Genomic DNA, 22,709 nt, shown 5'->3' on the forward strand with positions numbered 1-22,709 from the left:
ATCATTTGTTAGCAGGCTACAGATTCAGTTTTTTTGAAAAAATACGACAGTTTTACTTGCTAACAACGGAATCACTTCCCGATTAACATTCACTCCATCAAACACGTAACGGGCAGGACAGGGTCAGAGACCCGGCATTCCGCCCGCTAACAGCGGTAAACGCCAAGACTGGCGAACTAAAAATCACTTTGGAGTTGATGATGAAAAAATTAGAAAATACAGGTTTGCTGGTTGCTCGTATTCTGATGCCAATTCTGTTTATCGTGGCAGGTTACGGCAAAATGGGCGACGCCTATGCCGGCACCCAGCAGTACATGCAATCGATGGGCGTACCTGGCTTCTTGTTGCCGCTGACCATCTTGCTGGAGTTTGGTGGCGGCCTGGCAATTCTGTTCGGTTTCCTGACCCGCACCGTGGCGCTGTTCACTGCCGGTTTCACTCTTCTGACCGCGGTACTGTTCCATACTAACTTTGCGGAAGGCGTAAACCAGCTGATGTTCATGAAGAACCTGACCATCGCCGGTGGCTATATCGTACTGGCCGTTGCCGGCCCAGGCGGTTTCAGCATCGACCGTATTTTGAACAAAAAGTGGTAAGCTTCTAATTACCGAATCAGGGGTCCGGCATGCCGGACCCTTCTGCGTTTTCACTCGGACACGAAGGAGATCATCATGGGACAACTCGTCGATGGCGTTTGGCAAGACATCTGGTATGACACATCGTCCACCGGAGGCCGTTTCAAACGCTCAACCTCTCAGTTCCGCAACTGGGTGACTGCAGACGGCCAACCGGGCGAACACGGCACCGGAGGGTTTAAAGCGGAGAAAGATCGTTATCACCTGTATGTTTCACTCGCCTGCCCTTGGGCGCACCGCACTTTGCTGATGCGCAAGCTGAAGGGGCTGGAGCAGATTATCCCGGTTTCCGTGGTGCATCCGCTGATGTTGGAAAACGGCTGGACCTTCGGCCAGGACTTCCCTGAAACGACCGGCGACAGCCTTTATCACTCAGACTTTCTCTATCAGCTTTACCTGCGCGCCGATGAACATTACACCGGCCGCGTAACGGTGCCGGTATTGTGGGACAAGCAGCAGCAGACCATCGTCAGCAATGAATCTGCCGATATCATCCGCATGTTCAACAGTGCATTTGATGGCGTCGGCGCTCGCGCGGGGGATTATTATCCCAACGATCTGCACGGTAAAATCGATGAGCTGAACGGTTGGATTTATGACCAGGTGAATAACGGTGTCTACAAGGCCGGTTTCGCCACCAGTCAGGAAGCCTATGACGAAGCGGTGAATGCGCTGTTTGACGCACTGGCGCGGCTGGAGCAGATCCTGGGCCAACACCGTTACCTGGCCGGCGATCGCCTGACCGAAGCCGACCTGCGTCTGTGGACCACGCTGGTGCGCTTCGATCCGGTGTATGTCACCCATTTTAAATGCGATAAACGCCGCATCAGCGATTATCTCAACCTGTACGGCTTCCTGCGCGACATCTACCAGATGCCAGGCATCGCCGAAACGGTTAGCCTACCGCACATCCGCAACCACTATTACCGTAGCCACACCACTCTCAATCCGCACGGCATTATTTCCATCGGGCCGGCGCAGGATCTGGACGAGCCGCACGGCCGCGACAAACGTTTCGGTTAGCCCATTTTCCCCCTTTCTTTAGCGGTAAGGGGAACAATAAAACGGCCCGCCGTGCTTGCACCTGCGGGCCGTTGGCGATCAATGCAGCACACAGTCCGGTTACTGCCGTTCCTGCTGGGCGAAGAGCCGCGGGATTTCGCGCAGGAACCAGGCTTTCGCCTCCCCCATGCTGTCGCGCCGCCAGGCCATGATGATATCGGCCTCACGGCTGTATTCCGGCCCCACCACCCTCAGCCGCCCTTCTTCAATGTCTTTTTCCACCATCGGGTAAGGCATGGTCGCCACGCCCAGGCCGGCCAGCAGCGCCAGGCGCTTGTCGCCAATGGTGCTGACCGTCAGGCGTTGCTGTTTATCCAACAACTGCACGGTCAATACCGGCCGTTCACGGGCAGTATCCGCCACCGCAATGCCGCGGTATTTCACGCGAGTCAGTTCGGACAAGGGTTCCGGCTCCAGATGAATGGGGTGATCCGGCGCGGCGACGTAGACGCTCATCACCTTGTAGAGCTTGCGGGTGTTGATCTCCGAGGAAGCACGGAAATGCATGTCCGGGGCGATGACGATATCGGCTCGCCCTTGCTCCAGCCGCTCCCAGGCACCGGCCAGCACTTCGGTAAAAATCGATACCTGGGTATTGGCCTTCAGCGCCAGCTTGTCGACCAGCGGAAACAGTTTGCTCGCCGGTGACAGCGCTTCGCTGACGATGGTCAGGTGAGTTTCCCAACCGCGCGCCAGCGCTTCGGCATCCGTGGTCAGCTTGTCCGCCGCCTCCAGCAGTACCCGCCCGCGCTCCAGTAACATGCGCCCAACGTTGGTGAACTTGGTGCGGTGGCCGGAGCGATCGAACAGCACCACGTCCAATTCTTCTTCCAATTTTTGCATGGTGTAGCTGAGCGCCGAGGGCACACGCCCCAGTTCATCGGCTGCCGCAGCAAAGCTGCCACGTCGGTCGATCGCATCCATAACCCTTAACGCTTCAAGCGTTAACGCCCGATCTCTGGCCATCGAATCTCTCTGTCAGGAAATTTGAATATGCCGACCAGATTAACTGGCTAACAATCCGGCGTCCAGATGCTTACCATTTGGATAATGAATTTAGAGAGCCGATTGCCATGATTACATGCAGAACAGCACAACAATGCGGGCAAGCTGACTTTGGTTGGCTGCAGGCTCGCTACACCTTTTCTTTTGGACATTACTTCGATCCCAAGCTGATGGGCTACGCCTCGTTGCGGGTGCTGAACCAGGAGGTGCTGGCGCCGGGTGCGTCATTCCAGCCACGCACCTATCCCAGCGTGGACATCCTGAATCTGATCTTGCAGGGGGAAGCCGAATACCGCGACAACGACGGCAATACCGTGCGCGCCAAGGCCGGTGAAGCCTTGTTGTTGGCCACGCAGCCAGGGCTGAGTTACAGCGAACAGAACGTCAGCAGCGATACGCCGCTGACCCGTCTGCAACTGTGGCTGGATGCCTGCCCGGAGCGCAACAACGATCGAGTACAGCGCCTGATGCTGCCGGATAACGGCTCGACGCTGCTGGCATCACCGGACGGCGCCCAGGGAAGCCTGCAACTGCGCCAGCAGGTGTGGATCCATCATCTGGATTTACAGCCGGGCGAACAGCAGACGTTTGCGCTGAACGGGCAACGGGCTTACCTGCAGTCGATACACGGTACCATTGAAGCCAATGGCGACCGTAACGAAGGCCAACGCTTGACCTGCGGCGACGGGGCTTTTATCCACGAGGAAAACCGCCTGACCATCCGCGCCGAGACACCGCTGCGCGCGCTGCTGATCGATTTACCGGTGTAATGGGCATCCAGAAAGGAAAAAACCCCGCGTAACTTGCGTCACGCGGGGTTTTCTTTATAGAGGGAGTTGACCGGTAAGCCGGGTTCTGTCGTGGACAGTCATTCCTCTAGGCCAGCAATCGCTCACTGGCTCAAGCAGCCTACCCGGGTTCAGTACGGGCCGTACCATGTGAACCCCTATTTGGCCTTGCTCCGGGTGGAGTTTACCGTGCCACGAACTGTTGCCAGTCGCGCGGTGCGCTCTTACCGCACCCTTTCACCCTTACCTGATCCCGCTTGCGCGGGCCATCGGCGGTTTGCTCTCTGTTGCACTAGTCGTAGGCTTGCGCCTCCCAGGCGTTACCTGGCACCCTGCCCTATGGAGCCCGGACTTTCCTCCCCTCCATCTGTCTCCCCCGAAAGGGACGGCAATGAAGCGGCGACTGTCTGGTCAACTCCGGCGCGGATAGTAGCGTCGCGCTCACGGCAGGTCAACCGCTTTACTGTTCTTGTTGCTCTAACGCGTGTTTATACAACGCATTTTTCTTCACGCCGTGGATTTCCGCCGCCAACGCCGCCGCCTTTTTCAGCGGCAATTCTTTTTGCAGCAACGCCAGCGTGCGCAGCGCCTCCAGCGGCAATGCGTCATCCTGCGGCTTATGGCCTTCGACAATCAGCACCATTTCGCCACGGCGACGCACTTCGTCTTCCTGCACCCAGGCCAGCAGCTCACCCACAGGCGCACCCGTGATGGACTCCCAGGTTTTGGTCAGTTCACGCGCCAGCACTACATAGCGCTGCGGCCCCCACACAGTGACCATGTCCTGCAAACTTTCCAGCAAACGGTGGGTGGATTCGTAGAAAATCAACGTGCGCGGTTCCTCTGCCAGCGCCATCAGCGTATCCTTACGCCCCTTGGTTTTCGCCGGCAGGAACCCTTCGTAACAGAAGCGGTCTGAAGCAACGCCGGCGGCACACAGTGCGGTGGTTGCCGCACAGGCCCCCGGCAGCGGTACCACGCGGATGCCGGCTTCGCGGCAGCGACGCACCAGGTGATAACCGGGATCGTTGATCAACGGGGTGCCGGCGTCGGAAACCAGCGCAATGCTCTGGCCTTCCTGCAGTTTCGCCAGCAGTTGGTCCGCCTTTTGCTGTTCGTTATGGTCATGCAGCGCAAACAACCGCGCGCTAATCGCAAAGTGTTGCAACAGCAACCCGGTGTGGCGCGTGTCCTCGGCCGCAATCAGATCAACGCTTTTCAGTACCTCTAACGCGCGGTGGGTAATATCCCCCAAATTGCCGATGGGAGTGGGCACCACATACAGCGTTGATGCAGAAATGACTGATTGTTGGTGTTGATTCATTGTTTCATCCGGGTTGCCGATTTAATATTGAGCATCTTGAAAAAAACATCACTGGATACAGTATGCTTTCCTCAACATTCGTTCGTACCAAAGCAGGGCGTTCAAAGCCTGTCCGACTTACCGCAGTTATCGCGGCAGCCCTGCTCCTTGCAGGCTGTCCTGGTCAGGCCCCGCAGACGCCGCCCGCCAATATACAGGACGAAGCGAGCGCCAGCTCCGATTACTATCTGAAGCAGCTGCAACAAAGCAGCGATGATAACAAGGCTGACTGGCAATTACTTGCTATTCGCGCGCTGTTACGTGAAGGAAAACTGCCGCAGGCCGGTGAACAACTGAACCAACTGTCGAAAAACCTCAACAGCGTTCAGCAGGTTGAACGCCAGTTGCTGACCGCAGAACTGCAGGTGGCGAACAAAAGCTATGTGAGCGCCCGCAGCACGCTGGGCCATCTGGATAGCGGTTCATTGTCAGCTAACCAATTGGTGCGCTTCTACCAGGCGCAGATCGCCGCCAATCAGGGTAAACCCTCTCTGCCGTTGATCCGCGCCTACGTTGCGCAGGAACCGTTGCTGACCGGCAAGGCTCATCAAACCAATCTGGATCAAACCTGGCAGGCGCTGCTGCAGTTGACGCCGCAGGACATGAGCAGTCTGGTGATCAACGCCAATGAAAACGTGCTGCAAGGCTGGCTGGATCTGCTGCGTGTCTATCAGGACAACAAGCAAGATCCCGACCTGCTGAAGGCCGGCATCAAGGACTGGCAAAACCGTTACCCGCAGAACCCGGCGGCGAAAACGTTGCCGACGCAGTTGAACCAGGTGCTGAACTTTACCCAGGCTTCCACCTCTAAAATCGCCCTGCTGCTGCCGATGAACGGCCAGGCAAAAGTGTTCGCCGACGCAATCCAACAAGGTTTTGAAGCGGCGAAAAACGGCGTGACCGCACCGGCGCAGGTACAGCAACAACAGCAACCTGCCAACAATCCCGTTCAGGCAGCAGCCCCTGCGGATGCCAATGCCAACGGCGCGGTAAGCACCTCGGCGCCGTCTGCGGATGCCGCGCCCGTGACTGCGGCTCAACCTTCTACGCCATCCAATGCGCAGATTACGCCGCCGCAGGCCACCAATACGCAAATTAAAGTGTATGATACCACCAGCCAACCGCTGGCCGCGTTACTGACACAGGCACAGCAAGACGGCGCAACCCTGGTGGTGGGCCCGCTGCTGAAAGAGAACGTCGATCAACTGTCCGGCAGCAATACCACGCTGAACGTGCTGGCGCTCAATCAGCCGGAAACGCCGAAAGACAATCCGAACATCTGTTACTTCGCCCTGTCGCCGGAAGACGAAGCGCGCGACGCTGCCCGCCACATTTGGGAACAGCAAAAGCGCCAACCACTGCTGCTGATCCCGCGCGGTTCGTTCGGCGATCGCGTTGCCAAAGCCTTTAACCAGGAATGGCAAAAACTGGGCGGCCAGACCGTACTGCAACAAGGTATCGGCTCTGCCGGCGAACTGCGTCAGGCGGTGAACAGCGGCGGCATCCGCATGACCGGTACGCCGATTTCCGCGGCACCGGCTCCACAGGCCGTGACCATTGCCGGGCTGACCATCCCGGCGCCGCCAAGCGATGTGCCTGCCGAATCCGGCGGCAACGTGGATGCAGTCTACATCGTGGCGACCCAGTCCCAGCTGACGCTGATCAAACCGATGATCGACATGGCCACCACCTCGCGCAGCAAGCCGGCAATGTACGCCAGCTCGCGTAGCTACCAGGCCGGTGCAGGCCCTGACTTCCGTCTGGAAATGGAAGGCCTGCAGTTCAGCGATATCCCGTTGCTGGCCGGCGCCAACCCGCAGCTGTTGCAGCAGGCGAGCAGCCGGTTCCGCAACGACTATTCGCTGGTGCGTCTGTACGCCATGGGGATGGATGCCTGGACATTGGCCAATCACTTTGCTGAAATGCGCCAGTTGCCTGGCTTCCAGGTATCCGGCACCACCGGCATGCTGACCGCCTCACCAAGCTGTGTGATCAACAGGAAACTGCCTTGGCTGCAATACCGTCAGGGAATGGTGGTTCCCGTCTCTTGAGTCAACGCGCCAAGGGGGCGGGCTATGAGTTACAGGCCCGCCGCTATCTGGAACGCGCCGGGCTCACCTTCTTCGCCGCCAACGTTACGCTGCGCGGCGGTGAGCTCGATCTCATCATGCGCGATGGTCAAACCTGGGTGTTTGTTGAAGTCCGCTACCGCCGCAGCGACGCCTTTGGCGGTGCGGCCGCCAGCGTGACTTACCGTAAACAGCAGCGGTTGCTGCATGCCGCCGCCGTTTGGTTGGCGGGGCGCGGAGCCAGTTTTGACACATCGTCTTGCCGTTTTGATGTTTTGGCCATCACCGGTAGCCAGTTAGAATGGATACCCAACGCCTTCAATGCGGATTAATCATGGTTTACCGGTGCAGACCGGCCCTTTGACTTAGTGGATTAATACAACGTGCTGGATAGAATTAAAGCCTGTTTTACCGAAAGCATCCAAACCCAGATTGCGGCGGCGGAAGCCTTGCCCGACGCCATCTCGCGTGCGGCGATGACGCTGGTTCAATCCTTACTTAACGGTAATAAAATTCTGTGCTGCGGCAACGGTACCTCGGCGGCCAACGCGCAGCATTTCGCCGCCAGCATGATCAACCGCTTTGAAACCGAGCGCCCAAGCCTGCCGGCCATTGCGCTGAATGCCGATAACGTGGTGCTGACGGCGATCACCAACGATCGTCTGCACGATGAAGTTTATGCCAAGCAGGTGCGCGCACTCGGCCATGCCGGCGACGTCTTGCTGGCAATTTCCACCCGCGGCAACAGCCGTGATATTGTGAAAGCGGTCGAAGCCGCAGTGACGCGTGACATGACGATTGTCGCACTCACCGGTTACGACGGCGGGGAGCTGGCCGGTTTGCTCGGTCAACAGGATGTCGAGATCCGTATCCCATCGCATCGCAGTGCTCGTATTCAGGAAATGCATATGCTCACAGTAAATTGCCTATGCGACCTGATAGATAGTACGTTGTTTCCCCACCAGGACGAATAAGGAACTGAGATGAAGCTGAAAGCCACATTTGCAGTGCTATCCAGCGCCCTGCTGTTACAAGGCTGTATCGCCGGCGTTGTCGTCGGCAGCGCAGCTGTCGCCACCAAGAGCGCCACTGACCCACGCAGCGTGGGCACTCAGGTAGACGACGGCACGCTGGAAGCCCGGGTTGAAAACGCCCTGAGTAAAGATCAACAGCTGAAGAAAGACGCCCGGGTGGTTGCTACCGCCTATCAGGGTAAAGTATTGCTGACCGGCCAGTCGCCGAGCACCGACCTCGCCGCCCGCGCCAAGCAAATAGCGATGGGTGTCGAAGGCACGTCCGAGGTGTATAACGAGATCCGCCAAGGGACGCCAATCAGCCTCGGCACTGCGTCCTCCGATACCTGGATCACCACCAAGGTTCGCTCGCAGCTGCTCACCAGCGACACGGTGAAATCATCCAATGTGAAGGTCACTACCGAAAACGGCGAGGTGTTCCTGCTGGGCCTGGTCACACAACAGGAAGCGCAATCGGCTGCGCAGATCGCCAGCCAGGTGAGCGGCGTGAAACACGTCACCACCGCTTTTACCTTCGTGAAATAACCCGCTGCGCCGGGGTAGGCCTGATGCCTTTATCCCGGCGCGCTAATCCAGATTATTGTCTTTAAGAAAACCTTCCCCACCCAACTGCCGCATCTGGCGCATAATCCACTGTTGCCGTTGAATCACATAGCCGGAAGGCGCACTGGCTTTAAAACGATGCGGGTTTGGCAACACCGCCGCCAGCAGAGCCGCTTCAGAAGCAGTCAGGCGTTTTGCCGGCTTATTGAAAAAGCGTTGCGACGCCTCTTCCACGCCGAATACCCCATCGCCAAATTCAACGATATTCAGGTAAACCGTCAGGATCCGACGCTTGGTCCACACCAGTTCGATCCCCGAGGTCAGCCCGGCCTCCAGCCCCTTGCGCAGCCAGCTGCGGCCATCCCACAGAAACAGGTTCTTCGCCGTTTGCTGCGACAGCGTGGAGGCGCCGCGGATGCGTGTGGGGCGACGTTCGTTGTGGCTGAGCGCCTTTTCGATCGCCGCCACGTCGAACCCCCAGTGTTCAGGGAACTTCTGGTCCTCCGCCGCCATGACCGCCAGCGCCATCTGCGGGGAAATATCGTCCATCGATACCCAGTCGGAATGCGCCACATAGCCAAAATCACCGCTCAGCCAGGCGCCGAACTGCCGCTCCGCCATCACCGCAGAAAAAGGCACCGGCAAGAAAGCAAAAACGGCTATCCCAAGCCCCCACAGGCCGACAAGGGCAATAATTCCGAGTTTCAGCCAAAACCACGGTCGGGAAAAAATCGATTTGCCCGCGGACTTTCTCATTCAACCAAATCCAGCACCCGTGAAACCAGCTTATCAATCCCGTCGGCCGCCTCGCCGATAGATTTCGCCAACATATAGGCCGGCGTGGTCACCACTTTGTTCTCAATATCCACCACGATGTCATCAACCGGGCAAATAACCGGCTCGCCCCCCATGGCATCAATCACTTCACCCAGGTCCGGATCGTTGCCAATGGTCAGCCGCACTTGTTGATCCAGCAGCTTCGGCAGCAGCGCGGGGGAAATGCACATAAAACCAATTGGTTTATTTGCCTTATACATTTGTTGCGTTAACTTAGCTAAATCTTTATCAATCCAGCATTCCGCCCCTTCACTGGCGAAGCTGCTGAGGTTCTTCGCCGCACCAAACCCACCGGGTACAATCAGCGCATCCAACTGGCTGGCATCGGCCTGTGAAAGCGGCTGAATGTTCCCTCTGGCAATACGCGCAGACTCGACCAAAACATTGCGTTCTTCCGGCATTTCATCGCCAGTTAAGTGATTAATAACATGAAGTTGAGATTTATCCGGTGCAAAGCACACCGCCTGTGCCCCCGCCCGGTCCAATGCAAGCAGCGTCAGGACAGCTTCATGGATCTCCGCGCCGTCATAAACTCCGCAGCCGCTCAGCACAACGCCAACGTTTTTCATCACCCTTACTCCTTATGAGACTGTCAACTGGTTAATGCTCGGAGTTAACAAACACTAATCTACATCACATATTTTAATGAATCTTCTAACAAGAGCGCTTACATTTGCTATGTTGTTGGCTGTATGATGTTTAGGAATTCTCTACAACCTGCTCGACCAGAACACTGAATACCAATACGCAGGTTCACAATTTCCCTGGTGTTGGCGCAATATTCGCGCACCCCGGCCTAGGTCGGGGTCATTTTTTTTCAGCGTTCGCAACCCACTCACGCAGTACCTGTACATCGTTGCGCCATTCCTGCTTGAGCTCATCAACCCAGTCCTGCACGTTATCCCACCACGCCGGCAGCGTCGGGGTTTGAATTTGCTGTGCAAGCTGCTGCAAATGACGCAGGCCAACCGACCCGCAAGCGCCCTTGATTTTATGCCCTTCTTCGGTGATGCCTTTCTGGTCACGCGCCGTCATATTGGACTCCAGCACCGCCAGATAGCCCGGCATCATCTGCTCAAACATCTCCAGGCTCTGATGAATCAGTTGCGGCCCCACCAGGTCCATGTACTGTTCCAGCATTGTGGTATCCAGTAACGACTCATTAATCTGCATCGCCTTTTGCTCCGTTTTCTTTGTAGTGTGAGAGGGTTGATGATCCCAGTAATGTTTAATGACTTTGGTCAACGCCGGTACAGAAAGCGGCTTGCTCAGCACATCGTCCATACCCGCGTCGAGATACTCTTTTTTGTCTTTCAGCACGTTGGCGGTCAAAGCAACCAGCGGCGGCAGCGCTTGTCCGGCATAACGCTCGCGCAACACCCGGGCGATATCCAGCCCGGTCATGTCCGGCAGTTGGATATCCAGCAGCACCAGATCAAACTCGTCCGGATCGAACATCGCCAGCGCGTCGGTGCCATTCATCGCCACGTCCACGCTGTTGCCGAGCTTCTCCAGCACCGAGCGCGCCACAATCACGTTCAGTTCGATATCCTCCACCAGCAGGATATGCAGCGCCGGCAACGGCAGATCCTCCTCGGCCCGCGCCTCACTTTCAGCTTCCTGCACCGCCGGCGCATTGATGGTCAAGGTGAAGCAAGAACCGTGCCCCTGTACGCTGCTGACGGTGATATCGCCGCCCATACTCTGTGCCAGGCGCTTGGAAACAGCCAACCCGATGCCGGTGCCGGTCGCCGGGCGGCCGCCGTGCTGATCTTTAACCTGATAATACATGGCGAAGATCTTGTCCTGTTCGTCCTGAGGGATACCCATGCCGGAGTCTTCCACCTCAAACACCAGTCGATCCTGCTCTTCACGCCGCACACGCACCACAATCTGCCCGTGCGGGGTAAACTTCACCGCATTGCCGATCAGGTTCCACAGGATCTGCCGCAGGCGGGTACCGTCGGTGATGATTTGCTGCGGCAGCGGCGATTGCGGCTCCATCACGAACTGCAGGCCTTTCGGCTGCGCCAGCAGACCGGAGAGGTTTTCCAGATCCGCCAGGAAACCGGTAAAATCCACCGGCTGGTTGTCGAGCTGCACTTTCCGCCGCTCGAGCTTATCCATCTCAATGATGTCATTAAAGATATTGCCCAGCGTGATGGCGCTGACATGGATGGTCTTCAGGTATTTCAGTTGCTCATCGTTCAAGTCGGTATCGAGCAGAATGCGGCTCAGCCCGACAATGCCGTTAAGCGGCGTACGAAGCTCGTGGCTGATCGTTGAGATGAAGGTGGTCTTGTCCCTGCTGGCATTCTCCAGCGCGTCCTGGTAGCGCTTACGCTCGGTTATATCGCGGCCAAAGCCCATCAGTCCGTGACGTTTGCCCACGCGATCGTAAAACGGCACCTTTCGCAGCTCAAAACAGGCCTTGCGCCCGTCCGGGTAAACCAGCCACTGTTCGTAGGTCAGGGAGACGTTATGGCGAAAGACCTTCTCGTCGGTTTCTATCACCTTTTCGGCGATCTCCTGGCTGTAGACGTCAAACGGCGTCAGGCCGATCAGCTGCTTTTCGCTTTTGCCGGTCAGCAGCTCCATCGCCCGGTTACACCCGGAGAATTCTTTGTCTTCGTTGCGGTAATACACCAGGTCAGGGGAGGCATCGAGGAACGAGCGCAACAGCGCCGATTGCTGACCCAACTCAATCTGCGCCAGCTCGCGCTGTTCCATCTCTTCCGTCAGCTTGTCCATCACCTGCTGGCGATCTTGCTCCGCCTTGATGCGGTCGGCGATTTCCTGATTCAACTGGCTGATATTGTCCTTGAGCTGCTGGTTCAGCTCCAGATCGCGGTGGCGCATTTCTTCCAGTTTATCGACCAGACGCGCCAGGCGCTGGCGGGATTCTTCCAGTTGCTCGACCACCACCGACAGAAAGTACACCGCCCAGGGCGTAATCAGCAGGCCGAAGAAGATCGAACGTACCACGTCGATGCTTTCCACCTCGCCGCGCAGCAGCATGGTCACCGCCATCTGTACCACCATCGCCAGTACCACCAGCGCCGAAGCCAGCAGCAGCGAAAAGCGCACCAGCCCCAGTTTCACCATTAAATCAACGTAGTACTGGGCTAATACCCGGATTTGCTTCATAGCGGCTCCCATCAGACAGAATCGGTTAAATCATACCGTAAAACCTCGGTGAGATAAGGAAGCAAACACCGAAGTGTGGGAAAGTTTGCAAATCAAAACAGCGATCAAGGGCGATATTGCCGCTTTTCATCCAATCCGCTGCCCTGTCCGCCATAACGCTGCAGGTAACCGCCGACCGCCTGCATGCCGTTCCAGCGGTTTTCGCACCATAATGGTGCCAACAGCGTCGGCCGACGGGCGCTGGCGGAAATGCGGTGATAGACAATCTCTTTCGGCGTATGGCGGATCATCTCCCCGGCACTGGCGGCGTATTCCTCCAGCGCCAATTCAGGCATGCGCCCGGCCTGCCAGGCCCGCGCCAGGGTGCTGCCGGTAACAATATGCAGCGGGTGCAGCTTGATGCCGTCCACGCCGCTGTCCACCACCTGCCGCAGCGTAGCCAGATGATCGGCCGAGTTTTCCCCCGGCAGCCCGACGATCAGGTGGCTGCATACCTTCAGCCCACGTTCGCGTGCCAATCGGGCGGTATGCTGATAACAGGAGAAGTTGTGGCCGCGATTAATGCGCTTCAGCGTTTTATCGTGTGCCGTCTGCAGGCCCAGTTCGAGCCAAACCTCATAACCTTGTTCAAGGTAACCCGCCAGCAAATCAAGCGCGGCGGGCGGCACGCAGTCCGGCCGCGTGCCAACGCAGATCCCGACCATATCTGCCTGCGCCAGCGCCTGCCGATACATGTCCGCCAGCAGGCTCACTTCTGCATAAGTACTGGTATAGGCCTGAAAGTAGGCCAGGTAGCGTTTTGCACGGTTGACCCTGCCGGCCTGCACCCTCAGCTGTTCGGCAATGCTCTGGCGCTGCATCTGTTCGTCCGCAAAAGAGGCTACGTTGCAGAAGGTACAACCGCCGCGGCCCAGGGTACCGTCGCGATTTGGGCAGCTAAAACCGCCGTGCAGCGTGAGTTTATGGATCTTTTCGCCGTGCCGACGCTGGAGATCGGCGCCAAACATATTGACTAATTGCGGCAACTGCATAATCTTGGCTTTCTCTGTACTCAAAGCCCGTGATGCTAATAAGAAACGGCTTTTCCCGCGATGACAGAGATCAACGCTTTCCCTTCAAGGCTTCGCCAGGCATAACTATTCATTATAAATGCAAATAAAATCACCCGAGCCAAGATGAATTTTTCTTATTCTCCCCTAACCGTTAACGTCTGTATGACAAAGCGATGAAAAATAGTTACAAATAACAAGAAAGCATAACTTAATAGAATAAAATTCTGACATTCACGCCCGCACTAGCATGGTGCAGAGATTCAGAGGTTGCACTATAGTGAGACAGCTCACATTTCCTCAAGCCCAGACGTTCCTCGCCACCACCGTAAATTCATGTAAAAATAGTTATTTTTCAAAAAGATAACCCACAATAATTCAATAAAAAACGATCTTAAGCCTATATTTGACCTGCGTATTCTTTCTCGCTAAGTTGGAAGTCCGCTGGAAGCTTTCTGGACGGGCAAACGTCTCGTCATATTTATGCAGTTATTTAAGACTCCCTCTTAAAACAAGTCATTCACCACTTGTGAGAACCGTCACGAGAGGCCATTGATGGAGGGCGGAAAAGCAGATCGGCGATATTAACCTTGCTGATTGGACTTCCGCCTGACGTTGGGAAGCCCCCTCGCAGTTGGTTGTAAGAGTCACGCAGAGCCTGGGGAGGTTCACTAATATGTTGTACGATAAATCCCTTGAGAGGGACAACTGTGGTTTCGGCCTAATCGCCCACATAGAAGGCGAACCTAGCCACAAGGTGGTGCGAACTGCTATTCACGCGCTGGCCCGAATGCAGCACCGTGGCGCAATCCTTGCTGACGGCAAGACTGGCGACGGTTGCGGCCTGTTATTGCAAAAGCCCGATCGCTTTTTCCGCATGGTTGGAGAAGAGCGCGGCTGGCGTTTAGCCAAGAACTACGCCGTTGGCATGATGTTCCTCAGCCAGAACGAAGAGGAAGCCCGTGCCAGCCGCCGCATTGTGGAAGAAGAGCTGCAAAATGAAACGCTGTCGGTCGTCGGCTGGCGTGAAGTGCCGACCAATCCGGACGTTTTGGGTGAGATCGCCCTCTCTTCCCTGCCGCGCATTGAACAGATCTTCGTTAACGCCCCAGCGGGTTGGCGCCCGCGCGATATGGAACGCCGCCTGTTTGTGGCGCGTCGCCGTATCGAAAAGCGCGTTCAGGACGACAGCTTCTATGTCTGCAGCTTCTCGAATCTGGTCACGATCTATAAAGGCTTGTGCATGCCTGCGGATCTGCCGCGTTTCTATCTCGATCTGGCGGACCTGCGCCTGGAATCGGCCATCTGCCTGTTCCACCAGCGTTTCTCCACCAACACCGTGCCGCGCTGGCCGCTGGCGCAGCCATTCCGTTATCTGGCGCACAACGGTGAGATCAACACCATCACCGGCAACCGCCAATGGGCGCGCGCCCGTACTTATAAATTCCAGACGCCGCTGATCCCGGATTTGCAAACCGCCGCTCCCTTCGTTAACGAAACCGGCTCCGACTCCAGCTCGCTGGACAACATGTTGGAGCTGCTGCTGGCAGGTGGCATGGACCTGATCCGCGCCATGCGTTTGCTTGTGCCGCCGGCCTGGCAGAACAACCCGGACATGGACACCGATCTGCGTGCCTTCTTCGACTTCAACTCGATGCACATGGAGCCGTGGGACGGCCCTGCTGGCATCGTGATGTCCGATGGCCGCTACGCCGCCTGTAACCTGGACCGTAACGGTCTGCGCCCGGCGCGTTATGTCATAACCAAAGACAAACTGATCACCTGCGCCTCCGAAGTCGGCATCTGGGATTACCAGCCGGATGAAGTGGTGGAAAAAGGCCGAGTTGGCCCTGGCGAGCTGATGGTGATCGACACCCGCAGCGGCAAGATCCTGCACTCCGCCGAAACCGACGACGACCTGAAAAGCCGCCACCCGTATAAAGAGTGGATGGAAAAGAACGTCAAGCGCCTGGTGCCGTTCGAAGATCTGCCTGAAGATCAGGTTGGCAGCCGTGAACTCGATGACTCGCAGCTCGAGACTTACCAGAAACAGTTCGGCTACAGCAGCGAAGAGCTGGATCAGGTGATCCGCGTGCTGGGCGAGATCGGCCAGGAAGCTACCGGATCGATGGGTGACGATACCCCGTTCGCCGTGCTCTCCAGCCGTCCGCGCATCGTGTATGACTATTTCCGCCAGCAGTTCGCGCAGGTGACCAACCCGCCTATCGACCCGCTGCGCGAAGCGCATGTGATGTCGCTGGCGACCAGCATCGGCCGCGAAATGAACGTGTTCTGCGAGGCCGAAGGCCAGGCGCACCGCCTGAGCTTCAAATCGCCGATCCTGCTGTACTCCGACTTTAAACAGCTCACCACGCTGGAAGGCGAATATTATCGCGCCGACACGCTCGATCTGACCTTCGATCCTGCAGTGCAGGATCTGGAGCAAACCATCCGCGCCCTGTGCGACGAAGCGGAACGTAAAGTTCGCGACGGCGCCGTGCTGCTGGTGCTGTCAGATCGCGCCATCGCCGCCAACCGTCTGCCGGTGCCTGCGCCGATGGCAGTAGGCGCGATCCAGACCCGTTTGGTAGAGAAAAACCTGCGTTGCGATGCCAACATTATCGTTGAAACCGCCAGCGCCCGCGATCCGCACCACTTCGCCGTGCTGTTGGGCTTCGGCGCGACCGCGGTCTACCCGTACCTGGCCTACGAAACGCTGGCCAAACTGGTGGATACTCAGGCGATCGACAAGAAATACCGCGACGTGATGCTGAACTACCGCAACGGCATCAATAAAGGTCTGTACAAGATCATGTCCAAAATGGGCATCTCGACTATCGCCTCTTACCGTTGCGCCAAACTGTTTGAAGCGGTCGGTCTGCATCGTGACCTGTCCGATCTCTGCTTCCAGGGCGTAGTCAGCCGCATCGGCGGTGCCAGCTTCAGCGACTTCCAGCAGGATTTGCAGAACCTGTCCAAGCGCGCATGGCTGAAACGCAAACCGCTGGAACAGGGCGGCCTGCTGAAGTTCGTTCACGGCGGCGAGTACCATGCGTACAACCCTGACGTGGTGAGCACCTTGCAAACTGCGGTACACAGCGGCAAATACAGCGACTATCAGGCTTACGCCAAACTGGTGAATGAACGCCCGGTCGCCATGCTGCGTGATCTGCTGGCCATTACGCCGCAGGGTACGCCGATCCCGGTCGACCAGGTTGAACCGGCAGAATCGCTGTTCAAACGCTTCGACACTGCGGCAATGTCTATCGGCGCATTGAGCCCGGAGGCCCACGAATCGCTGGCCATCGCCATGAACAGCCTAGGCGGTTTCTCCAACTCCGGGGAAGGCGGCGAAGACCCTGCACGTTACGGCACCAACAAGGTTTCACGCATCAAGCAGGTGGCATCCGGTCGTTTCGGCGTGACGCCGGCCTACCTGGTGAATGCCGACGTGATCCAAATTAAAGTGGCGCAAGGGGCAAAACCGGGCGAAGGCGGCCAGTTGCCTGGCGATAAAGTGACGCCTTATATCGCCAAACTGCGTTATTCGGTGCCGGGCGTAACCCTGATTTCTCCACCACCGCACCATGACATCTACTCGATCGAAGATCTGGCGCAACTGATCTTCGACCTGAAACAGGTCAACCCGAAGGCGATGATCTCGGTGAAACTGGTTTCCGAACCGGGCGTCGGCACCATCGCTACCGGCGTGGCGAAAGCCTATGCCGATCTGATCACCATCGCCGGCTACGATGGCGGTACCGGTGCCAGCCCACTGTCGTCGGTGAAATACGCCGGCTGCCCGTGGGAACTGGGCCTGGTGGAAACTCAGCAGGCGCTGGTGGCTAACGGCCTGCGCCACAAAATCCGCCTGCAGGTGGATGGCGGCCTGAAAACCGGCGTGGATATCGTCAAAGCGGCGATCCTCGGCGCAGAAAGCTTCGGCTTCGGCACCGGACCGATGGTGGCGCTGGGTTGTAAATACCTGCGTATCTGTCACCTGAACAACTGCGCAACCGGCGTGGCGACTCAGGATGAAAAACTGCGCCGCGATCACTATCACGGCCTGCCGGAACGCGTAACCAACTACTTCCAGTTTATCGCGCGTGAAACCCGCGAGATCATGGCGCAGCTGGGTGTCAGCCAATTGGTTGATCTGATTGGCCGCACTGAGTTCCTGACCGAGCTGGACGGCATCTCCGCCAAACAGAACAAACTGGATCTGTCGCCGCTGCTGAAAACCGCAACGCCGCATCCAGGCAAGGCGCTGTACTGCACCGAAAGCAGCAACCCGCCGTTCGATAAAGGGTTGATGAACAAAGATCTGCTGGCGCAGGCGGAGCCGCATATCGAAGCGAAGCACAGCAAGACCTTCTACTTCGATATCCGTAACACCGACCGTTCAGTAGGTGCCACCCTGTCCGGCGCTATTGCCACCGTACATGGCGATCAGGGCATGGCAGCAGATCCGATCAAGGCCTATTTCTCAGGCACCGCTGGCCAGAGCTTCGGCGTATGGAATGCGGGCGGCGTTGAGCTGACCCTGACCGGCGACGCCAACGACTATGTCGGCAAAGGCATGGCCGGCGGCCGTATCGCCGTACGCCCACCGATTGGTTCTGCGTTCCGCAGCCATGAAGCGAGCATTATCGGCAACACCTGTCTGTACGGTGCCACCGGCGGTAAACTGTTCGCTGCAGGCCGTGCGGGCGAGCGCTTCGCGGTGCGTAACTCCGGCGCTATCACCGTAGTTGAAGGCATTGGTGATAACGGTTGTGAATACATGACCGGCGGCATCGTCTGCGTGCTGGGTAAAACCGGCATCAACTTTGGCGCGGGTATGACCGGCGGCTTCGCTTACGTGCTGGATGAAGATGGCGAGTTCCGCAAACGCGTTAACCCGGAGCTGGTGGAAGTCTTGGATGTCGAGCAACTGGCCATTCATGAGGAGCACCTGCGCGGTTTGATTACCGAACACGTGCAAGCGACCGGTTCTGCGCGCGGGGAAGAGATTCTGGCTAACTGGCCGGAATGGGCACCGAAGTTCGCTCTGGTTAAGCCGAAGTCCAGTGATGTCAAAGCATTGTTGGGTCACCGTAGTCGTTCCGCAGCCGAGCTGCGGGTTCAGGCGCAGTAAGAGGTCATTAATGAGTCAGAATGTTTATCAATTTATCGACCTGCAGCGCGTTGATCCGCCAAAAAAACCGCTGAAGATCCGTAAAATTGAGTTTGTAGAGATTTACGAGCCGTTTTCGGAAACTCAGGCGAAAGCGCAGGCGGACCGTTGTCTTTCCTGCGGCAACCCTTATTGCGAATGGAAATGCCCGGTTCACAACTACATCCCGAACTGGCTGAAGCTGGCGAACGAAGGCCGCATCATGGAGGCTGCGGATCTGGCGCACCAGACCAACAGCCTGCCGGAAGTGTGTGGCCGCGTCTGCCCGCAGGATCGCCTGTGCGAAGGTTCCTGTACCCTGAACGATGAGTTTGGTGCTGTGACCATCGGTAACATCGAACGCTATATCAGCGATAAAGCGATCGAAATGGGCTGGAAGCCGGACATGTCCCACGTGCAGCCTACCGGCAAGCGTGTGGCGGTGATTGGCGCCGGTCCAGCCGGCCTGGCCTGTGCCGATGTGCTGACCCGTAACGGCGTGAAAGCGGTGGTTTACGATCGTCATCCGGAGATCGGCGGGCTGCTGACCTTCGGTATTCCGGCCTTCAAGCTGGAAAAAGAAGTGATGGTGAAACGCCGCGGCATCTTCAGCGAGATGGGCATTGAGTTCCAGCTGAATACCGAAGTGGGCAAAGACATCACCATGGATGCACTGCTGAACGAGTTCGACGCAGTGTTCCTTGGCGTCGGCACCTATCAGTCGATGCGCGGCGGGCTGGAGAACGAGGAAGCGCCGGGCGTCTACGACGCACTGCCGTTCCTGATCGCCAACACCAAGCAGCTGATGGGCTATGAAGCCGAGCCACACGAGCCGTATGTCAGCATGGGAGGCAAGCGCGTGGTGGTTCTGGGCGGTGGTGACACCGCGATGGACTGCGTGCGTACTTCCATCCGTCAGGGCGCAACTCAGGTTATCTGCGCCTACCGTCGTGATGAGGCCAACATGCCGGGTTCCAAACGCGAAGTGAAAAATGCGCGTGAGGAAGGGGTTGAGTTCAAATTCAATCTGCAGCCGCTGAGCATCGAACTGAACAGCGCCGGCCGCGTCGCCGGTGTGAAAATGGTTCGCACTCAGTTGGGTGAGCCGGATGCCAATGGCCGTCAGGTTGCTGAGCAAGTGCCGGGGTCCGAGCACGTGATCGATGCCGACGCCGTAGTGATGGCGTTTGGTTTCCGTCCGCACAAGATGGATTGGCTGGCGGCACATGACGTTGAACTCGACAAGCAGGGCCGCATTGTGGCCCCGGAAGGCACCGATAATGCCTTCCAGACCAGCAACCCGAAAATCTTCGCCGGTGGCGATGCGGTGCGCGGTTCAGACCTGGTAGTCACGGCGATTGCCGAAGGCCGTAAAGCTGCCGATGGCATCATGAGCTACCTGGAAGTGTAATATCCCTTCTGCTTCACGCTTCAGGGGCCCGGTTCACAATACCGGGCCCTTTGTTTTTGTGCACACGCAACAACCGCCACCTTCGGCCCCGATACAACGATTGCATGACTTGATTATTCGGCAGGATCAGGGCAATAAAAAAGGTCGCCTGAGCGACCTTTTGCTGTCCGTAACTGCAGGATTATTTCACCACGCGCAGCGCCGGGCGGCCACCGCGCGGCGGCTGTGGCGGTTCATCGTCCGGCTCGTGGTCATCACTCATGTCCGGGCGATCGCCATCAATCACCGACATCAGGCTTTCCGATGGAATAGTCTCATTGTCCATGCCTTCAAAAGTGCCTTCCGCCTCATAGGCGGCTTCCGGTTCAAACATGGTGCCAGCGCCATTTTCACGCGCATAAATCGCCAGTACCGCTGCCATTGGCACCGAGACCTGACGTGGCACACCACCGAAACGCGCGTTGAAATGCACTTCGTCGTTGCCTAATTCCAGGCTGCCTACCGCACGTGGCGCAATGTTCAGTACGATCTGGCCATCGCGGGCAAACTCCATCGGCACCTGCACGTCAGGGCGCGTCACGTCCACCACCAGATGCGGCGTCAGCTGATTATCAAGCAACCAGTCATAGAACGCCCGCAACAGATACGGACGGCGCGGGGTCATCTGAGACATATCCATGACGCTTAGCCCCGAGTCTGCAGGCGCATTTCGCGCTCGGCTTCGGTCAGGGAGGCCAGGAAGGCATCACGCTCGAACACGCGGGTCATGTAGCCTTTCAGCTCTTTGGAACCTGTACCGCTCAGTTCAATGCCCAACTGCGGCAAACGCCACAACAGCGGTGCCAGGTAGCAATCCACCAGGCTGAACTCTTCGCTCATGAAGTAAGGCGTCTGACCAAAGATCGGAGCAATCGCCAGCAGTTCTTCACGCAGCTGACGACGGGCTGATTCTGCTTCCTGGCCGTTGCTCTTCTCGATTTTGTACATCAGCGAGTACCAGTTTTTCTCGATACGCAGCATCATCAGGCGGCTTTCACCACGAGCTACCGGGTAAACCGGCATCAGTGGCGGGTGCGGGAAGCGCTCATCCAGGTATTCCATGATGATACGGGATTCATACAGGGTCAGCTCGCGATCAACCAGCGTAGGCACCGTTTGGTACGGGTTGAGGTCAATCAAATCCTGCGGCAGGTTATCCAACTCAACCTGCTCAATCTCGACGCTGACACCTTTCTCCGCCAGTACGATACGTACTTGATGGCTAAAAATGTCGGTCGGGCCAGAAAACAGCGTCATTACCGAACGTTTGTTGGCAGCGACAGCCATGAAAACCTCCAAGTTTATCTAGAAAATACTGCGAATAGCCAACTAACAGGCTGCTATCCTGAATGATCTTGACCGCTAGCCAGCAGCACACAGATAAACCCTGGGTCTAAAACAGGACGCGGAGGTAGACTGACGACAGCTGCATGGCGAACAGGCGCAAAAGTGGATGATAGTTTACCAGATTTTGCTTGTTTTGTGGGGACTCTGCGGTGATTTCGTGTTGAATTGTCTGATATGCCACAGATTTTAGTCGTGAGAAGGTGATTTTCAGGCATAAAAAAACCCGGTGAAGCACCGGGTTTTTGGCGTAAACTCCACTGCCGAAGCAGTAAAAATTAACGCTTGGAGAACTGCGGACGACGACGTGCTTTACGCAGGCCGACTTTCTTACGTTCAACTTTACGAGCATCACGAGTGACGAAGCCAGCTTTACGCAGCTCACCACGCAGAGTCTCGTCATATTCCATCAGTGCACGGGTGATACCGTGACGGATAGCACCAGCTTGACCAGAAATACCACCACCTTTAACAGTGATGTACAGGTCAAATTTGCCAACCATGTCGACCAGTTCCAGCGGCTGACGAACTACCATGCGGGCAGTTTCGCGACCGAAGTACTGTTCCAGGCTGCGCTGGTTAATTACGATGTTACCGTTGCCCGGCTTGATGAAGACGCGAGCGGCGGAGCTTTTGCGGCGACCAGTGCCGTAGTATTGATTTTCAGCCATTGCCTATAATCCCGATTAGATGTCAAGAACTTGCGGTTGCTGTGCCGCGTGAGTGTGCTCGTTGCCCGCGTAAACTTTCAGTTTACGGAACATTGCACGACCCAACGGACCCTTTGGCAGCATGCCTTTAACCGCGATTTCAATCACGCGCTCAGGATTGCGGGCAATCATCTCTTCAAAGGTCGCTTGCTTGATACCACCGATGTGGCCGGTGTGGCGGTAATACACCTTGTCTGTACGCTTTTTGCCGGTTACAGCAACTTTTTCTGCGTTCAGAACGATGATGTAGTCACCGGTATCAACGTGCGGGGTGTATTCCGCTTTATGCTTGCCGCGCAAACGACGAGCGAGTTCAGTAGCGAGACGGCCTAAAGTTTTACCATCCGCATCAACAACGAACCAGTCGCGTTTTACGGTTTCTGGTTTAGCTGTAAAAGTTTTCATTAGAAAGCTTACCCAATAATTAGTTACACGTTGGTGAACACCCAAACGCTCGAAAACAGTTGAGGCTCACACGACCATACAAGTCCAGCAAACCTACCCCTTCGAATAGCCAT

General features: G+C 56.9%; 19 protein-coding genes and 1 other RNA gene. 9 read left to right on the forward strand and 11 right to left on the reverse strand.

Going from position 1 to position 22,709, the window contains the following annotated elements; translation table 11 throughout:
- Positions 1–200 precede the first annotated feature (200 nt).
- Positions 201–596 (forward strand): DoxX family protein, encoded by a 396-nt coding sequence (locus SERAS12_RS22155; RefSeq protein ID WP_013814659.1) that lies wholly within the window; start codon positions 201–203, stop codon positions 594–596.
- 75 nt (positions 597–671) lie between these two features.
- Positions 672–1,658 (forward strand): glutathione S-transferase family protein, encoded by a 987-nt coding sequence (locus SERAS12_RS22160; protein ID WP_013814660.1) that lies wholly within the window; start codon positions 672–674, stop codon positions 1,656–1,658.
- A 99-nt stretch (positions 1,659–1,757) separates the two neighbouring features.
- Here the strand turns inward: SERAS12_RS22160 and SERAS12_RS22165 are convergent, their stop codons facing one another.
- Entirely contained in the window at positions 1,758–2,663 is a 906-nt protein-coding gene (locus SERAS12_RS22165; protein ID WP_004948447.1) for a LysR family transcriptional regulator, read from the reverse strand.
- Between the two features lie 107 nt (positions 2,664–2,770).
- Here SERAS12_RS22165 and SERAS12_RS22170 point away from each other — a divergent pair, with 107 nt between their 5' ends.
- Positions 2,771–3,472, forward strand: coding sequence for a pirin family protein (locus tag SERAS12_RS22170; protein WP_013814661.1), 702 nt, complete (start codon positions 2,771–2,773; stop codon positions 3,470–3,472).
- 58 nt (positions 3,473–3,530) lie between these two features.
- Here the strand turns inward: SERAS12_RS22170 and rnpB are convergent.
- Together rnpB and rsmI are read right to left on the reverse strand one after the other, a co-directional pair.
- Positions 3,531–3,909: RNase P RNA component class A (gene rnpB / locus SERAS12_RS25185), an RNA gene on the reverse strand.
- Between the two features lie 41 nt (positions 3,910–3,950).
- Positions 3,951–4,814 (reverse strand): 16S rRNA (cytidine(1402)-2'-O)-methyltransferase, encoded by an 864-nt coding sequence (gene rsmI, locus SERAS12_RS22175; protein ID WP_013814662.1) that lies wholly within the window; start codon positions 4,812–4,814, stop codon positions 3,951–3,953.
- Between the two features lie 62 nt (positions 4,815–4,876).
- Between rsmI and SERAS12_RS22180 the strand changes: the two genes are divergently transcribed.
- The 4 genes from SERAS12_RS22180 to dolP are packed head-to-tail and all read left to right on the forward strand — an operon-like array spanning position 4,877 to position 8,481.
- Entirely contained in the window at positions 4,877–6,904 is a 2,028-nt protein-coding gene (locus SERAS12_RS22180) for a penicillin-binding protein activator (protein ID WP_013814663.1), read from the forward strand.
- Positions 6,901–7,254: a YraN family protein gene (locus SERAS12_RS22185; RefSeq protein WP_004948459.1), complete on the forward strand. Its 354-nt coding sequence runs from the start codon at positions 6,901–6,903 to the stop codon at positions 7,252–7,254. Before SERAS12_RS22180 ends, SERAS12_RS22185 begins: the two co-directional genes overlap by 4 nt.
- 51 nt (positions 7,255–7,305) lie before the next feature.
- Positions 7,306–7,896: a DnaA initiator-associating protein DiaA gene (gene diaA / locus SERAS12_RS22190; RefSeq protein WP_004948462.1), complete on the forward strand. Its 591-nt coding sequence runs from the start codon at positions 7,306–7,308 to the stop codon at positions 7,894–7,896.
- A 9-nt stretch (positions 7,897–7,905) separates the two neighbouring features.
- Positions 7,906–8,481 (forward strand): division/outer membrane stress-associated lipid-binding lipoprotein, encoded by a 576-nt coding sequence (gene dolP, locus SERAS12_RS22195; RefSeq protein WP_013814665.1) that lies wholly within the window; start codon positions 7,906–7,908, stop codon positions 8,479–8,481.
- 42 nt (positions 8,482–8,523) lie between these two features.
- Here dolP and mtgA read toward each other — a convergent pair whose 3' ends face one another.
- From mtgA to SERAS12_RS22215, 4 genes are all read right to left on the reverse strand, one after another.
- The gene (gene mtgA, locus SERAS12_RS22200; RefSeq protein WP_013814666.1) at positions 8,524–9,255 is read right to left on the reverse strand and encodes a monofunctional biosynthetic peptidoglycan transglycosylase; all 732 of its coding nucleotides are present in this window, start codon (positions 9,253–9,255) and stop codon (positions 8,524–8,526) included.
- Positions 9,252–9,905 carry an isoprenoid biosynthesis glyoxalase ElbB gene (gene elbB / locus SERAS12_RS22205; protein ID WP_013814667.1) on the reverse strand — a complete coding sequence of 218 codons (654 nt, stop codon included), beginning with the start codon at positions 9,903–9,905 and terminating at the stop codon, positions 9,252–9,254. Before elbB ends, mtgA begins: the two co-directional genes overlap by 4 nt.
- Positions 9,906–10,143: 238 nt before the next feature.
- Positions 10,144–12,483, reverse strand: coding sequence for an aerobic respiration two-component sensor histidine kinase ArcB (gene arcB, locus SERAS12_RS22210; RefSeq protein WP_013814668.1), 2,340 nt, complete (start codon positions 12,481–12,483; stop codon positions 10,144–10,146).
- Positions 12,484–12,587: 104 nt separating this feature from the next.
- Positions 12,588–13,514: a TIGR01212 family radical SAM protein gene (locus SERAS12_RS22215; protein ID WP_013814669.1), complete on the reverse strand. Its 927-nt coding sequence runs from the start codon at positions 13,512–13,514 to the stop codon at positions 12,588–12,590.
- 694 nt (positions 13,515–14,208) lie between these two features.
- Between SERAS12_RS22215 and gltB the strand changes: the two genes are divergently transcribed.
- Complete coding sequence (gene gltB, locus SERAS12_RS22220; RefSeq protein WP_013814670.1) at positions 14,209–18,669, forward strand: glutamate synthase large subunit; 4,461 nt, start codon at positions 14,209–14,211, stop codon at positions 18,667–18,669.
- 10 nt (positions 18,670–18,679) lie between these two features.
- Positions 18,680–20,098: a glutamate synthase small subunit gene (locus tag SERAS12_RS22225; RefSeq protein ID WP_013814671.1), complete on the forward strand. Its 1,419-nt coding sequence runs from the start codon at positions 18,680–18,682 to the stop codon at positions 20,096–20,098.
- Between the two features lie 181 nt (positions 20,099–20,279).
- On the opposite strand, the gene sspB is transcribed toward SERAS12_RS22225, so the two are convergent.
- The 4 genes from sspB to rplM all read right to left on the reverse strand — a co-directional run bounded on the left by sspB (position 20,280) and on the right by rplM (position 22,596).
- On the reverse strand, positions 20,280–20,777 hold the full coding sequence (gene sspB, locus SERAS12_RS22230) for a ClpXP protease specificity-enhancing factor (RefSeq protein WP_041416417.1): 498 nt from the start codon (positions 20,775–20,777) through the stop codon (positions 20,280–20,282).
- Positions 20,778–20,782: 5 nt separating this feature from the next.
- Positions 20,783–21,424, reverse strand: a complete 642-nt coding sequence (sspA, locus tag SERAS12_RS22235; RefSeq protein WP_004948486.1) for a stringent starvation protein SspA — start codon at positions 21,422–21,424, stop codon at positions 20,783–20,785.
- Between the two features lie 335 nt (positions 21,425–21,759).
- Entirely contained in the window at positions 21,760–22,152 is a 393-nt protein-coding gene (gene rpsI, locus SERAS12_RS22240) for a 30S ribosomal protein S9 (protein ID WP_004948488.1), read from the reverse strand.
- 15 nt (positions 22,153–22,167) lie between these two features.
- On the reverse strand, positions 22,168–22,596 hold the full coding sequence (gene rplM, locus SERAS12_RS22245) for a 50S ribosomal protein L13 (protein ID WP_006317092.1): 429 nt from the start codon (positions 22,594–22,596) through the stop codon (positions 22,168–22,170).
- Positions 22,597–22,709: the final 113 nt, after the last annotated feature.

It is taken from the genome of Serratia sp. AS12, assembly GCF_000214195.1.
In the GTDB taxonomy this organism is placed as follows: domain Bacteria; phylum Pseudomonadota; class Gammaproteobacteria; order Enterobacterales; family Enterobacteriaceae; genus Serratia; species Serratia plymuthica.